Source organism: Streptomyces sp. NPDC007025 (assembly GCF_042869455.1).
In the GTDB taxonomy this organism is placed as follows: Bacteria; Actinomycetota; Actinomycetes; order Streptomycetales; family Streptomycetaceae; genus Streptomyces.
The window spans coordinates 115,117-128,932 of the sequence record NZ_JBIAFT010000005.1 but is presented as its reverse complement, the minus strand read 5'-3'; the positions used below and the strand labels follow the sequence as shown (position 1 = coordinate 128,932).

Annotated in this window: 11 protein-coding genes and 1 pseudogene; 7 read left to right on the top strand and 5 right to left on the bottom strand. The window is 70.1% G+C overall.

Annotation, left to right across the window (positions count from 1 at the left end; all coding sequences use genetic code 11):
• Window positions 1-90: 90 nt before the first annotated feature.
• From ACFYMO_RS11630 to ACFYMO_RS11605, 6 genes and pseudogenes are all read left to right on the top strand, one after another.
• Window positions 91-540: a hypothetical protein gene (locus ACFYMO_RS11630; protein WP_366773029.1), complete on the top strand. Its 450-nt coding sequence runs from the start codon at window positions 91-93 to the stop codon at window positions 538-540.
• Window positions 541-689: 149 nt separating this feature from the next.
• A complete protein-coding gene (locus tag ACFYMO_RS11625; protein WP_026004365.1) occupies window positions 690-857 on the top strand; it encodes a DUF5670 family protein in 168 nt (55 codons plus the stop codon).
• Between the two features lie 162 nt (window positions 858-1,019).
• Window positions 1,020-1,529, top strand: coding sequence for a DUF664 domain-containing protein (locus tag ACFYMO_RS11620; protein WP_366773028.1), 510 nt, complete (start codon window positions 1,020-1,022; stop codon window positions 1,527-1,529).
• 81 nt (window positions 1,530-1,610) lie between these two features.
• A pseudogene (locus tag ACFYMO_RS11615) lies at window positions 1,611-2,147 on the top strand (2Fe-2S iron-sulfur cluster-binding protein); the annotation flags it as partial.
• A gap of 155 nt (window positions 2,148-2,302) precedes the next feature.
• Window positions 2,303-3,322, top strand: coding sequence for an FAD binding domain-containing protein (locus ACFYMO_RS11610; RefSeq protein ID WP_388545821.1), 1,020 nt, complete (start codon window positions 2,303-2,305; stop codon window positions 3,320-3,322).
• A 55-nt stretch (window positions 3,323-3,377) separates the two neighbouring features.
• Window positions 3,378-5,513: a xanthine dehydrogenase family protein molybdopterin-binding subunit gene (locus ACFYMO_RS11605; protein WP_366773025.1), complete on the top strand. Its 2,136-nt coding sequence runs from the start codon at window positions 3,378-3,380 to the stop codon at window positions 5,511-5,513.
• A gap of 59 nt (window positions 5,514-5,572) precedes the next feature.
• Here ACFYMO_RS11605 and ACFYMO_RS11600 read toward each other — a convergent pair whose 3' ends face one another.
• The 4 genes from ACFYMO_RS11600 to ACFYMO_RS11585 form a co-directional block, all read right to left on the bottom strand.
• A complete protein-coding gene (locus tag ACFYMO_RS11600; protein ID WP_388545818.1) occupies window positions 5,573-7,912 on the bottom strand; it encodes a hypothetical protein in 2,340 nt (779 codons plus the stop codon).
• A gap of 13 nt (window positions 7,913-7,925) precedes the next feature.
• Window positions 7,926-8,510, bottom strand: a complete 585-nt coding sequence (locus ACFYMO_RS11595; protein WP_388545815.1) for a WXG100 family type VII secretion target — start codon at window positions 8,508-8,510, stop codon at window positions 7,926-7,928.
• A gap of 261 nt (window positions 8,511-8,771) precedes the next feature.
• Window positions 8,772-11,063 carry a hypothetical protein gene (locus tag ACFYMO_RS11590; protein ID WP_388545812.1) on the bottom strand — a complete coding sequence of 764 codons (2,292 nt, stop codon included), beginning with the start codon at window positions 11,061-11,063 and terminating at the stop codon, window positions 8,772-8,774.
• A 45-nt stretch (window positions 11,064-11,108) separates the two neighbouring features.
• A complete protein-coding gene (locus ACFYMO_RS11585; protein WP_366773021.1) occupies window positions 11,109-11,690 on the bottom strand; it encodes a type VII secretion target in 582 nt (193 codons plus the stop codon).
• 515 nt (window positions 11,691-12,205) lie between these two features.
• Between ACFYMO_RS11585 and ACFYMO_RS11580 the strand changes: the two genes are divergently transcribed.
• The gene (locus ACFYMO_RS11580; protein ID WP_388545809.1) at window positions 12,206-13,006 is read left to right on the top strand and encodes an Fpg/Nei family DNA glycosylase; all 801 of its coding nucleotides are present in this window, start codon (window positions 12,206-12,208) and stop codon (window positions 13,004-13,006) included.
• A 154-nt stretch (window positions 13,007-13,160) separates the two neighbouring features.
• Here ACFYMO_RS11580 and ACFYMO_RS11575 read toward each other — a convergent pair whose 3' ends face one another.
• Complete coding sequence (locus tag ACFYMO_RS11575; protein WP_366773019.1) at window positions 13,161-13,724, bottom strand: CGNR zinc finger domain-containing protein; 564 nt, start codon at window positions 13,722-13,724, stop codon at window positions 13,161-13,163.
• Between the last annotated feature and the right edge of the window lie 92 nt (window positions 13,725-13,816).

Below are 13,816 nucleotides of genomic sequence, written 5' to 3'. Positions count from 1 at the left end.
GCGTGCGAGGATGCGAAGCGGCCTAGCGAGCGATCGCGCACGGGTGGATGGCCGTCCGAAGCCACCGAGTCAGGGACTGGGGCACTGACGATGCGTACCGTGACCATCACCGGAAGCCGTACGGCGGGACACCACGACGCCGCCCACTATGCGCAGCTCTTCACGGCGTACCTGGCGCCGTTCGCGGCCGACGCGCACTTCCACCTCGGCGGCGGCCGCGGCATCGACAGCCTGGCGCTCAGATGGCTGGCGGAGCAGACCGACGCCTGGCTCACCGTCGCGGTGCCCGGCACCCTGGACCAGCAGCCGCCGGAGGCCAGAAACGCCGTCAACCGCACCTGGGACCGCATCGCGGAGATCGTCGAGCTGGCCGCCGACCCGCTGGACGACGCCGCCTACATGGCCCGGAACCGGTGGATGGTGGACCGCTCGGCCATGGTGATCGGCTTCCCGGTCGGCACCAGCACCCAGTCGGGCACCTGGCAGACCCTCGACTACGCCTCCCAGCAGGGGAAGGCGCGGCTGGTCGTCCCCACCTGACCTGACCCGTGCGCGTTGCGGCGCGGGCGCGCAGCGGCTCGTCCGGGTTGCGATCCGTCCGCCTCCCGTCCGCTTTCTGACCCGTGCTCGTCAAGTTGTGCGGTTGCAGTCGGGAAACGAGGGCACTCGGGCCGCGGAGGTGAACGATTGTGGGTCCTTTGCTGCTCGTCCTGCTGCTCGCGCTGATCCTGTTCGGCGCGGGGTTCGCACTGAAGGCGCTGTGGTGGATCGCGGTGATCGTGCTGGTCGTCTGGCTGCTCGGTTTCCTCGTCCGGCCGTCGGTCGGCGGTCGGCGCGGTCGCTGGTACCGCTGGTAGCCGAGCCGACCGCACCCCTTCGGCACGCCGCCGTCGGGGGCAACGCCCCCGCCCGCCCGCTCCGCTCCCGGAGCCGGCGGGCGGGGGTTCGCGTACGTCCGGAACCGGCCGGGGGCCGGCGGAAGCGACTCCGGTGCACTTCCGGGTCGTAAGGTCACGAACATGGACACAACCACCCTCCTCGCGGACGCCTTCACCCGGGTGAACGACGAGGTCCACGCCGCGCTCGGCGGCATCCGCAGGAAGCACCTCGACGAGCCGCCCGACCCGGGCGGCAACAGCGTCTGCTGGCTGATCTGGCACCTCACCCGGGTGCAGGACGACCATCTCGCCGACGCCGCGGGCACGGAACAGGTCTGGCACGCACAGGGGTTCGAGGAGCGCTTCGGGCTGCCCCTCCCGGCCGACGACACCGGATTCGGCCACACGCCCGAGGAGGTGGCCGCCGTCCGGGTGGATTCCCCGAGACCGCTGCTGGACTACCACGACGCGGTGCACGAGGAGACTCTCACCTATCTGGGCACCCTCGGCCCCCGATCCTTCGACCGCATCGTCGACGACGCGTGGGATCCGCCCGTCTCGCTCGGGGTACGTCTCGTCAGCGTCCTCGGCGACACCCTGCAGCACGTCGGCCAGGCCGCCTTCCTGCGCGGCGTGCTGGAGCGCCGCTGACCGCAGCCCCCGCCCCGCCCCCAGGCCCCGCCGTCCCCACCAGTCCGCACCAGCCGCAAGAGCCGACGAGAGGCGCGCCCCGTGATCCCCCAGCGCACCGCCACCAGCTCGACCCTCACCCTGCACGTCAACGACACCGCGCACACCGTGACCGTCGACCACCGGACCACCGTCCTCGACGTACTGCGCGAACAGCTCGACCTCACCGGCAGCAAGAAGGGCTGCGACCACGGCCAGTGCGGCGCCTGCACGGTGCTGCTGGAGGGGCGCCGCGCCAACAGTTGCCTGCTGCTCGCGGTGGCGCACGACGGCGCGCACCTGACCACCGTCGAGGGGCTCGGCGACGCGGAGGAGCCGCATCCGCTGCAGCGCGCCTTCCAGGAGCGGGACGCCTTCCAGTGCGGCTACTGCACGCCGGGCCAGATCGTCTCCGGGGTCGGCATGCTGTGCGAGGCCGCCGAGGGGCACCCCTCGCACGCCACTCCGGGCGAGGTGCTGCAGCGGTCCACCGGGGAGCCGGCCGAACTGAGCCGCCCGGAGATCCGGGAGCGGATGAGCGGCAACCTCTGCCGGTGTGGCGCCTACCCGCACATCGTGGCGGCCCTGGAGGACGCGAGCGGCCACGTCGGTCCGCGCTCCGGCACTGCGCACCCCGCCTCCGGCCCCGTGTCCGGCGGCGGTCCCGCGACCGACCGCGGTCCCGCGTCCGGCGGCGGTCCCGCAGCCGACCGCGACTCCGCCTCCGACGCCGCACCGGCGAGGTGACCCGCACCATGAAACCCTTCACCTTCGAACGCGCCACCAGCCCCGAGCAGGCCGTCTCCGCCTTCGCCGCGCAGCCGCACGCGTACTTCCTGGCGGGCGGCACCAACCTCGTCGACCTGATGAAACTCGGCGTGGAAGCCCCCGGGCACCTCATCGACGTCTCGCGGCTGCCCCTGGACACCGTCGAGACCGCACCCGGCGGCGGCCTGCGGGTGGGCGCCAACGTCCGCAACAGCGACCTGGCCGCGCACCCCGCCGTCCGCGGCGACTACCCGGCGCTGGCCCAGGCCCTGCTGGCCGGCGCCTCCGGGCAGCTCCGCAACCTGGCCACCACCGGCGGCAACCTCCTGCAGCGCACCCGCTGCCCCTACTTCCAGGACCTCTCCGTGCCCTGCAACAAGCGCGAGCCCGGCTCGGGCTGCTCCGCCCGCGAGGGCGCAACCAGGGACATGGCGGTCCTGGGCCACTCGGAGCACTGCGTGGCCACCCACCCCTCCGACATGGCCGTCGCGCTGGCCGCCTACGACGCGGAGGTCGAACTGCTCGGCCCCGAGGGGACCAGGACGGTACCGGCCGCCGCGTTCCACCGGCTGCCGGGCGACACCCCGGAGCGGGACACCGTGCTCCGGCCCGGCGAACTCGTCGCGCACCTCACCCTGCCCGCACCGCCCGCCGGAGCCCGCGCGGGCTACCGCAAGGCCCGCGACCGCGCCTCCTACGCCTTCGCGCTGGCCTCGGCCGCCGCCGTGCTCGCGCTCGACGAGGACGGCACCGTGCGGCACGCCGCGCTCGCGTTCGGCGCACTGGCACACCGGCCGTGGCGGGCCCGCACCGCCGAGGAGCTGTTGGTCGGGACCCGCGCCGACGCCGACACCTTCGCCCGCGCCGTGGACGCCGAACTGGCGGCGGCCGAACCACTGGCGGACAACGCCTTCAAGGTGCCGCTGGCCCGCGGCGTGGCCGTACGGTTGCTGACCGGCCTCGCCGAGCCCCCGCAGCCCGCCGCGAACCGTCCTTCAGGGGCCTGAGGATCCGAGGACGACGACCAGGACGACGACCAGGACGACGACCAGGACGAGGACGATGGCTGTGGACGACACCACCTCCCAGGACCGCACCACCTCCCCCGACCGCGCCGGTTCCCGGGACCGCGCAGGCGAACCCGTGCTGGGCTCCCCCGCCGCCCGCCGCGAAGGGCACGCCAAGGTCACCGGCGCGGCCCGCTACGCGGCCGAACACACCCCGCCCGCCTGCGTGTACGCCCGGCCGGTGGCCGCGACCGTTTCGCACGGCAGCGTCACCGGCATCGACGACAGCGAGGCCATGGCCCTGCCCGGCGCACTCGCCGTCCTCACCCACGAGAACGCGCCCCGGCTCGGCGAACCCGACGATCCCATCCTCGCCCTGCTCCAGACCCCGCAGGTGCCGCACCGGGGCTGGTACGTGGCGCTCGCCGTCGCCGAGACCCCCGAAACGGCGCGCGAGATGGCGCAGTCCCTCCGGATCGACTACGCCCAGGAGCCGCACGACGTGCTGCTCCGCGCCGACCACCCCGGGCTCTACCACCCCGAGGAGGCCAACGGCGGCTACCCGGCCGACCAGGAGACCGGCGACTTCGACGCCGAGTACGCCGCGGCGCCGCACCGCTTCGACGCCACCTACACCCTCGGTCCGCTGCACAACCACCCCATGGAGCCGCACGCCGCCACCGCCGTGTGGGAGGGCGGCCATCTGATCGCCTACGACTCCAGCCAGGGCGCCACCCTCGTCGGCACCACACTCGCGGCGCTGTTCGGCCTCGAACCGGCACAGGTCACGGTCGTCTCCGAGCACGTCGGCGGCGGGTTCGGGTCCAAGGGCACCCCGCGCCCGCAGGTCGTGCTCGCCGCCATGGCCGCCCGGCACACCGGACGCGCCGTCAAGGTCGTCCTGCCCCGGCGCGAACTTCCCGCCGTCGTCGGCCACCGCGCCCCCACCATCCAGCGGCTGCGCCTCGGCACCCGCGACGACGGCACCCTGACCGCGCTCGGACACGACGTGCTCACCCACACCGCCACGTTCAAGGAGTTCGTGGAGCAGGCGGCCGTGCCCTCGCGCGTCATGTACGGCGCCGCCGGGCTCCGCACCGGCCACCAGGTGGTCCCGCTGGACGTCCCCGCACCCTCCTGGATGCGGGCCCCCGGCGAAGCACCCGGCATGTACGCGCTCGAATCCGCGATGGACGAGGTGGCCACGGCCCTCGGCATCGACCCGGTCGAACTGCGGCTGCGCAACATCCCCGACCGGGAGCCCGAGAGCGGCAAGCCGTTCAGCAGCCACCACCTGGCCGACTGCCTGCGCGAGGGCGCCCGCCGGTTCGGCTGGGAGCGCCGCGACCCGCGCCCGGGCACCCGCCGCGACGGCGACCTGCTGCTGGGCACGGGCGTGGCCGCGGCCACCTACCCGGTCTACGTCTCCCCGTCCACCGCGTCCGTCCAGGTGCTGGGCGACGGCTCCCGGCCCGGCTACCAGGTGCGCATCAACGCCACCGACATCGGCACCGGAGCCCGTACCGTGCTCGCCCAGATCGCCGCCGAGGAGCTCGGCGTGGAACTGGACGCCGTCCGCGTCGACATCGGCAGCAGCGACCTGCCCACCGCGTCGCTGGCCGGTGGCTCCTCCGGCACCGCGTCCTGGGGCTGGGCCGTGCACAAGGCGTGCCGGGAGCTGCGCGAGTCCGGCGGCAGCATCGTCACCGTGGACACCGCCACCGACGTGCGCTCCCAGGAGGACTACGCACGGCACGCCTTCGGCGCCGTCTTCGCCGAGGTCGCGGTCGACACCGTCACCGGGGAGGTGCGCACCCGCCGGCTGCTCGGTGTCTTCGCCGCGGGCCGGATCCTCAACGCGCGCACAGCCCGCTCCCAGTTCATCGGCGGGATGACGATGGGCCTGGGCATGGCGCTGACCGAGCAGAGCACGCTGGACGCCCGGCTCGGCGGCTTCGTCGAACGCGACCTGGCCGCCTACCACGTCCCCGCGCACGCGGACGTCCCCGACATCGACGCGCACTGGATCGAGGAGCACGACCCGCACCTCAACCCCGTCGGCGGCAAGGGCATCGGCGAGATCGGCATCGTCGGCACCCCCGCGGCCCTCGCCAACGCCGTCCACCACGCCACCGGCACCCGCCACCGCACCCTGCCCCTCACCCCGGACCGGGTGGGGGCGTGGGAGTGAGGCGGCGGGCAGCGGCGAGGGGCCGTCGCGGCAGCGGCCGCGGGGGGCGTGCGGGCCGGTCAGTCGGACCGTTCCACGGGAAGGCTCTTCACCTGGTCCATGGAGTCGAGGAAGGGCGCGGTGCGGTTCACCCGGGTGACAGCCTCGTCAAAGCCTTGCTTGGAGAAGACCTCTGACCAGGAGTCGGAGGTGTCGACGCCGTAGTACTGCTCGAGCTTGTCCAAGGCGTCCTCGTTCCTCTTGATGTCCTCCTTCTGCGCCCGCTCGTACATGCGCGAGGCGATGTCGGCCTTGTCGATGCTCTCGCTGCGGGAGATCTGGGCGTCGATGTCGTAGGCCCCGGCGCCGGCCGCGCCGGTCACGATCGTGCCGACGGCCGCGCCGGCCACCGGGCTCATCCATTTGACGGTGGCCGGGATCACGCCGGTGGCGAAGCCTGTGGTTCCCCACAGCCGGGCGCTGAGTGTGGCGCTCTCGAACTGCGCGTCCCGCACCACGGCCGTCCCGACGACTGCCTCCTGGCGTCCGATGGCCAGGGTGCCGGCCACCTCTCCGGAGGCGCGGAGGATCTCCTGCACGGTCTCCTTCGGGCTGGCGTCGTACCTCTGACCGGCGGGCAGGTCGCCGGTCAGATGGTGTTCGAGGACCTCACCCATGTACATCTTCTGAGCGAACATCAGCTTCCCGTGGGCGTCCGGGTCCTGGCCGAGCTTCGCGAGGAAGCGGGTCGCCGCCGTGTGGGTCACCTCGTCGGCATCGATCGGGGTGCCCTGAACGGGGAACAGCAGGTCGTCGTCCGACCCGTCCTTCAGGGCGCGGAAGAGATCCGGTGTGTACTCGCCCGCCGCTCTGCCCAGCCCCTCGTGCATGCCGGGGGCGAGCTCGATGCCGTCCTTCTCCGCGATGCCCTTGATCAGCTCCGTCATGATGCGGGCCTGGTCCTCGGTGTGGGACGGGGGATGTGGCAGCGGTGCGTCCCAGTCGTGGCCGGTGGTGGCGGAGGCCAGGGCGTGCCCCAGGGCGACACGGGGACCGGTCGCGCCGTTGTCCGAACCGCCCTCGGGGGGCAGGCCGTCCGCCGCCCAGTGGCGCTTCCTGGTCAGATACTCGAAGGTGTCGTCGTCGTTGAAGAACGCGGTGGACGCCTCCGCGTTGTGTCCCAGTGCTTCCAGGTAGCCGGTGAACGGGTCCTTGCCCTGGTCGTACGCGGGACCGAAATTGAGATAGTTCGGCGGATTGATCCCGTAGTTGCCCCATTTCCGTGCGCCGATCTGCTCCTCGCGGTTGTCGACGCCGACCGGTGGAATGAAGGCCTTCTTGTCCGTCTTGAGCAGGGCTTCGCCGTAGTCGTGCAGGAACCTGGTGTCCCACTTCCCGGTGCGCATCAGGTTGCTCATCACCTGGAACCCGTAGGGCGGCGGCGCAAGGGAAGTGCCCATGCTCACGTCGGGTGCCTGCCTACCCATGCGCTGGTAGCCGAGGTCGATGACGTCCTGCTTCCACTTCCCCATGGCCGGCGAGTCCGAATGGCTGGCCAGGGCCAAGGTGCTGCCGAGATTGTCCTGAAGGGCGGCAAGCTGCTTGTCCACCCCTTTCGGACGGTCCATCGGGTCCGGCGGCAAGGCGTCCTCGTAATCCGGCTGAGCGGCCTTGTACCAGAACTGAAGCACCCCCTTTGCGCCTTTGCGTGTGGCGAACTCCTCCGCGAAGTCGGCGTTGCCGGCGTTCATCGCGAAGATACCGTTGGCCTTGGATATCAGCTTCGGGTCCCGCTTGAAATCTTCGTCGCCTGCCAGCTTGTACAGGGCATCGACATCCTTCTTCGCCTGCATCTCCGGGCTGTCGCGGTTGAAGCCGTCGCCGCGCGGGTCGTAAGTCAGCGCCTTCTTCAGGTCCGTGTCGGCCTCGGTCGCGTCGCGGAGGGCCTTCTCGATCTGCTCATTGAGGTTCGCACGGCTCTCTTCGGCCTTCTTGACGTCTTTCCTGTCCGCGTCGTCGGGCAAGTCGACATGCACACGGCCGTCCTTGGAGTCCAGCCTCAGAAAGCTGTCCCCGCCACTCTCGGGCTTCTCGGCGATCGTGGACTCGACTTCCGTCAGGTCCTTCTTCGCGCTCTCGAACACCTTCAGGCAGCGGGACATCTCCTTCCCGAGCCACTCGGCCTGACCGGCGGCCTCCGTGACCTGATTCTGGACGACCGTGAAGTGCTTGACCGCCGCCTTCTGGGAGTCGCCGTGCCAGCCGCTCCGTTCGGTGCTCATCGGTTTGGTCACCGTGCGGTCGAAAGACGTGTGGACTTCCCTGAAGTCCTCGGGGAGCTTGTTCCACGCCTTCACCACCGCTTGCAGCGCGGTCAGGTCGACGTGGCGCACCGTCCGGTAGTCGAGAGTGTCGCTCATCAGTCGGCTCCCCCTAGGACTTCGGCTCGGTCGAGGGCACTGTCGGCAGCGGGGGGCCGTACACCGGCTTCTGCGACGGCGGCGGCTTCAGCAGCGGATACTGGTCCGTGGAGAACGGGTACCGCGGTGTCGGGGAGAGCAGCGGCTTCTGGTTCGGGTCCAGGAGGTACTTGAGCGGGTGTTCCTTCCGGTCCCGGTCCTCGGCGATCTTGTCCACCTGCTCCTTGGTGTACACGTCCCCCTCCAACGTCTTCGCCGTGACGTTGCGGAGCGCCGTGGCCGTGCTCTCGAACTGCTTGCGCAGATGCTTCATCTGGCCGCGCCACATCTCCTGGAACGTCTTGAAGGCGTCGTCGCTGGCGAACCCCTTCATCGACCCGGGTACCTGTTCCATCTCCCGCATCGCGGTGTTGTCCACCTTTTGGAAGGCGGTGTCGACCTTCTCCACCTTCTTGGCCGTTGCGTCGAGTACGGACGGCGTCACTTGGAGCCATTTGCCGTCGTCCTTGCCGTCGGCGCCGTTCAACTGCATGGCAGGGGAGGCCTGCTTGTCCCGTGCTCCGGCCACCAAGCCAGCCCATTCCTGTGTGAAAGACATGAATCCCCGCTTTCACCGGTGAACATCACCGATCTTCTGAGAAATCTATAGGAGTCTCCGAGGGAGGGTCAGCCAAGTACCCCTCGAATAGCGCTGCTTGGCGGGACTCGCCGCAGCGGTGCGCTGCGGGGCAGTCCCGCCGGTGCTCCTCCGTGCTCACGGATCCGTGAACCTGCCACTGACCCGCACCGGTGTGCGGTGCGGAAGGCACCCCTCGCGTCGCGACGGGGCGAAAGGGCTGTGCCGCGAAAGCGGTCCGGATCAGGAGTCGGGCCGCTCCACGGTGAGGCTCTTCACCTGGTCGATGGAGTCGAGGAAGGGTGCGGTGCGGCTCACCCGGGTGAACGCATCGTCGAAGCCGTCCTTGGAGAAGACCTCCGACCAGGTGCTGGAGGTGTCGACGTGGTGGGTCTGCTCGAGCTTCTCGAGGATCTCCTCGTTGCGCCGAATATCGTCCTTCTGGGCCCGGTCGTAGTTCTGGGAGGCGATGTCGGCCTTGTCGATGCTCTCGCTGCGGGAGATCTGGGCGTCGATGTCGTAGGCCCCGGCCCCGGCCGCGCCCGTCACGACGGAGCCGAAAGCGGCGCCGGCCACCGGGCTCATCCATTTCACGGTGGCCGGGATCACGCCGGTGCCGAAGGCGGCGTTGCCCCACAACCGGGCGCTGAGTGTGGCGCTCTCGAACTCCGCGTCCCGTACCACGGCGGGCCCGATGAGCGCCTCCTGGCGCCCGATGGCCAGGGTTCCGGCGATCTCCCCGGAGGTGCCGATGATCTCCTGCGCGGTCTCCTTCGGGCCGGCGTCGTACTTCTGGTCGGCGGGCAGGTCGCCGGCCAGGTGATGTTCGAGCGTATCCGCCATGTACACCTTCTGAGCCGCGGTCAACGTCCCGTTGGCGTCCGGATCCTGGGAGAGCCGGAGCATGAACCGGGTGGCCTCGTAGTGCCCCATGTCCGCCGTGGCACCTTCCACGGGGAAGAGCTGCTCCTTGTGCGACCCGTCCTTCAGCGCGCGGAAGATGTCGGGTACGTACTCACCGGCCGCCTCGCCCAGCGGCTTGTGCATGCCGGGCTCCAGCGTGATGTGGTCGCCCTTGGCGGCGATTCCCTCGATCAGCTTCGACATGACGTCGGCCTGGTCCTGGGTGTGGGACGGGCGGTGTGCCAGCTCTGCTCCGTACTCATGACCGGTGGTCGCCGCGGTCAGTGCTTCGGCCAGAGCTTGCGAACCGCCCATGACGTCCTTCAGGCCGCCCTTTTCGGCGATCTCGCCATCCGCCGGCCACTCCCGCTCCTTGGTGAGGTAGTCGAAGTTGCCATCGTTCTTGAAGAACTCGGTGGAGGCGTCGGGGTTGTGGTTCAGCGCCTTCATGAGACCTGTGACGGGGTCCTCGCCCGCGTCGTTCTTCGGGCCGAAATTGAGAAACGAGGAGTCGGTGAGGCCGCCGCTGATCCATTTGCTCGGAGGGTCGTACACATGACCCTTGACGGCCTTCTCCCGGTCTTTTTCCAGGAGTTTTTCGCCATAGTCGTTGAGGAAGTCCGAATCCCATGTGCCCGTACGCATGAGGTTGCTGAGCACCTGAGCGTTGTAGACGCCCCCGCTCGCGTACGGCTTCCCCTTCGCCTCGGCTGCGTGTATGCGGTCCATGCTGATGTCCAGCATGTCCTTCTTCCACGTCTCCATGGCAGGTGATTCGGAACGGCTGGCCAGTCCCAGCACCACTCCGAGGTTGTCCTGGAGAGCCGCGCGCCGAGCGGCCTCCGACGTGCTCCAGGGGATGGTGGCGGAGCCGGCCATACCTCGCTGTTCCGTCTTGGGCTTTGCCATGCCGTGCCAGAAGTCGATCGTGCCCTTCGGGCCCATGCCGAGGGCGAACTGTTCGGCGAAGTCGGCGTTCTTGGCATTCTTGGCGAGCAGGCCGTTGAACTTGGACAGTTCCTTCTCGCTCATCCCCGGGCCCTTTTCCCGGGCCAGTTTCAGAGCGGCGTCGATGTCATCCTTCGTCTCCTTGTCGACGTCTTCGAGGTGACTGACGATGTCGTCGTTGAAGCCCTTGCCCGCAGGGTCGATCTGGAGTGCTGTCTTGAGGCGATGGTCGGCGAGGCTCGCGTTCTCTATGTGTTCTCGGATGGTCTTGTTGTAGTCGGCTATTATTTCTTCGGTCGCGGGACTGGTCTGGCCGTCGGGCAGGTCGAGGCGGACCACGCCTTCCGCGGCGTCGATCTTGAGGTAGCTCTTCGTGCCGCCCTCGGGTCTGCTGACCTTGTCCTCGATGCTCTTGAGACCTTCTTTGGCCTCTTCGAAAACATGCAGGGCTTCGGACATGACGGTGCCCATTTTTCGGGCCTGGCCCTCGGCTTCGTTCATCTGGCTTCTGACACGGCGGAACTTTCCGAAGGCCGCGTCGGCGGTCTCGCCCATCCAGCCGGAGGTCTCCAGGGGGCCGGACACGCTGCGGCCGAAGGTGGTGGTGACCGTTTCCAGTGCTTTGGGGAGTTTGCCCCATTCGGTCACTGCTTTGCGGAGCGCCGAGAGGTCGACGTTGCGCACGGTCGAATACGAGAGAGAGGGGACTTCGGGCACGGTTCTGCTCCCCTATGACTTCTGCTGGGACGCGGGCGGCGTCTCGGGTGCGAACGGTCCGTAGAGCGGCTTCCTCGGTGCGTACGGCCCGTAGAGCGGCTTGTCGGGCGGGTACGGCCCGTAGAGCGGCTTCCTGGGTACGAACTGTCCGTAGGGCGGCTTTTCCTGGTCCGGTACTGCTGCGTCGATGTCCTGTTTGCGGCGGATGTCCTCGGCTTTGAAGGTGGTGGCCGCGGCACGGAGAGCCTTGGCGACACCGGTGTAGAGACCGCCGAGATACTTCATCTGGCTGCGCCAGAGCTCCTGGAAGTCCTTGAACGCATCGTCGCTGGCGAATCCCTTCATGGTGCCGGGGACCAGTGCCGTCTCGCGCATGGCCGCGTTGTCGGCCTTGGCGAAGGAGGTGCTCACCTCCTCGGACTTGCCCGCGAACTTGCGAAGGACGGAGGCGGTCACGTTGAGCGTCTTGCCGTCCCCCGCCCCGCCGCTCTTCCCGCCCGGGTCTCCCTTCCCCGTACCGTTCAACTGCATCGAAGTCGACTGCCTGGCGTGTGCGTCGGCTACCAGCCCCGCCCATTCCTGCTCGAAAGACATGAATCCCTGCTTTCATCGATGAACACCACCGATCTGCTGGGAAATCTACAAGAGAAGCGGAGGTGCGTCTCCCAAGAAGCCGTGAAGAACGCGGAGTTACCGATCGGTGATCGTCGGTGGATCGTCGGCGGACGGGTTCGGGGCGCTACGCGGAGTGTCGGTTCCGTGTCACCGTGAGAGGAACGGAGTCGGTGCGGGTCGGCAATCCGGCGGCCCTCCGCTCTGCTCGCCCCGGCCCCACCGCGTTCCCGTCCCGAGTGCGGCTGTGTCCGGATACTCGTAGGCTGATGGGGGCCGCAGCCGAATGCTTCGCTTGTGCAATGGAACAGCGACCGCGAGTCGCTGGTCGGCGACACAGGAAGCCGTGATCCACGGCGCCCGGAAGTCGGCCTGCGGCAACTGCTCGTGGCCGGCCACCTGTGCCCGCCCTCCGGTCACAGGGCGCCGGAGGACGGTCGTCGGCCGCACGGCGGATGGGGGAGGAACCGGTATGACCACGGGACGAGGTGGCGGACATGCCCGAACTCCCGGATGTCGAGAGCTTCCGCGAGATCCTGGCCGACTGCGCCCAGGGCCGGACGATCCGGCGGGTCGAGGTACGCGACTCCGGCGTCCTGCACGGCACCAGCGCACGGCGGCTCAGCCGGGACCTGGCGGGGCGCGAGGTGCGGGAGCCCGAGCGGCACGGCAAGTGGCTCCTCGTGCACACCGACGGCCCCACTCTCCTGCTCCACTTCGGCATGACAGGCCGCCTCGTCTGCGCGGACGCGGACGATCCCCCGCACCGCCACGACCGGATCCTGTTCACCCTCGGCGGCACCCGCCGACCCCGTCAGCTCCGCTACCGGGACCAGCGCAAGCTCAAGGGGCTCTGGTACGCGGACGACCCGGAGGCCGCCCGCCGCCTCGACGAGCAGGGCCCCGACGCACTGACCGTCTCCCGGGCGGCCCTGGACGCGGCCCTCGCCGCTCGCCGTGGCCGGCTCAAGGCCGCGTTCCTCGACCAGTCCTTCCTGGCCGGGCTCGGCAACCTGCTCACCGACGAGATCCTGTGGCAGGCCCGGCTGCACCCCGCACGCACCACCCGCTCCCTCACCGAGGACGAGCGCGCGGCCCTGCACCGGGCGCTCCGCCGCGTGCTGCGCACCTCCGTCCGCGCCGGGCACGTCCCGCCCCGTGACACCTGGCTGACCGGCTGCCGCGACGCCCCCGGCGGAGCCCCCTGCCCCCGCTGCGGCACCCGGCTCTGCTCCGCCACGGTCGCCGGCCGGACCACACGCTGGTGCCCGCACTGCCAGCCCGCGCCGTCCCCGTAGCGGGCTGCGGCTCGGCCAGGTGCGTCGGGGTGCGGGGGTGGTCGCGCGGTCGGGTGCGGTGCTGCCGACCGCCGTCAGGGCGCGGCTGCGCAACCGGCCGGGCGCCGTCGAGCGGGTGCGGAACCGGCCGGGCGCCGCACCGGCCGCGAGGCCGTCATGAGGTCTCCAGCCCCGTCCCCAGTCCCGTCCCTGTCCCTGTCTCTGTCCCCGGCTCTGTCTCTGTCTCCGTCTCCCGGGTGCGGGCCTGGTGCCGACGGGCTTTGAGGCGGTTCCCGCAGGTCTTCATCGAGCACCACCGTGCGGTGTTGGCGCGGCTGCGGTCCAGGAGGAAGAGGCGGCAGTCGGGGTTTCCGCACGGCCGCAGCCGGCCGGGCAGGCGCTCTTTGACGTCCGCCCAGGCGAGCACGAGCTCCACGGCCGGCCGGCGCTCCGGCGGCATCTCCACGTGCCACTCGATCCCGGAGGCGCCGGGCCGCGGGACTTTGCGGACGCCGGCCAGGATCCGGCGCAGCCGCGGCTCCGCGGGCGCGCCGGACTCCACCGCCTGGAGCGCGTCCCGCGCGGTGCGCAGCCATCGGCGCTCCGCGGCGCCGCCGTGGCCCCCGTACGCCCGCGCACACCTGTCCAGCTCGTGGTCGTCACGCCACAGGTCGCGGCGTCGGCCGTCCACGACAGGGGTGCTGTTCAGTGCCTGCATCAGGGCTTGGTCGTCCAGCACGGCGCCCACCTTCTCACTCGACACTCGGCTCACATAACCCCATCAAGTCGTTTGACAGGTTACTCCATGGGCGGTGTACTGGCGCTCAACGG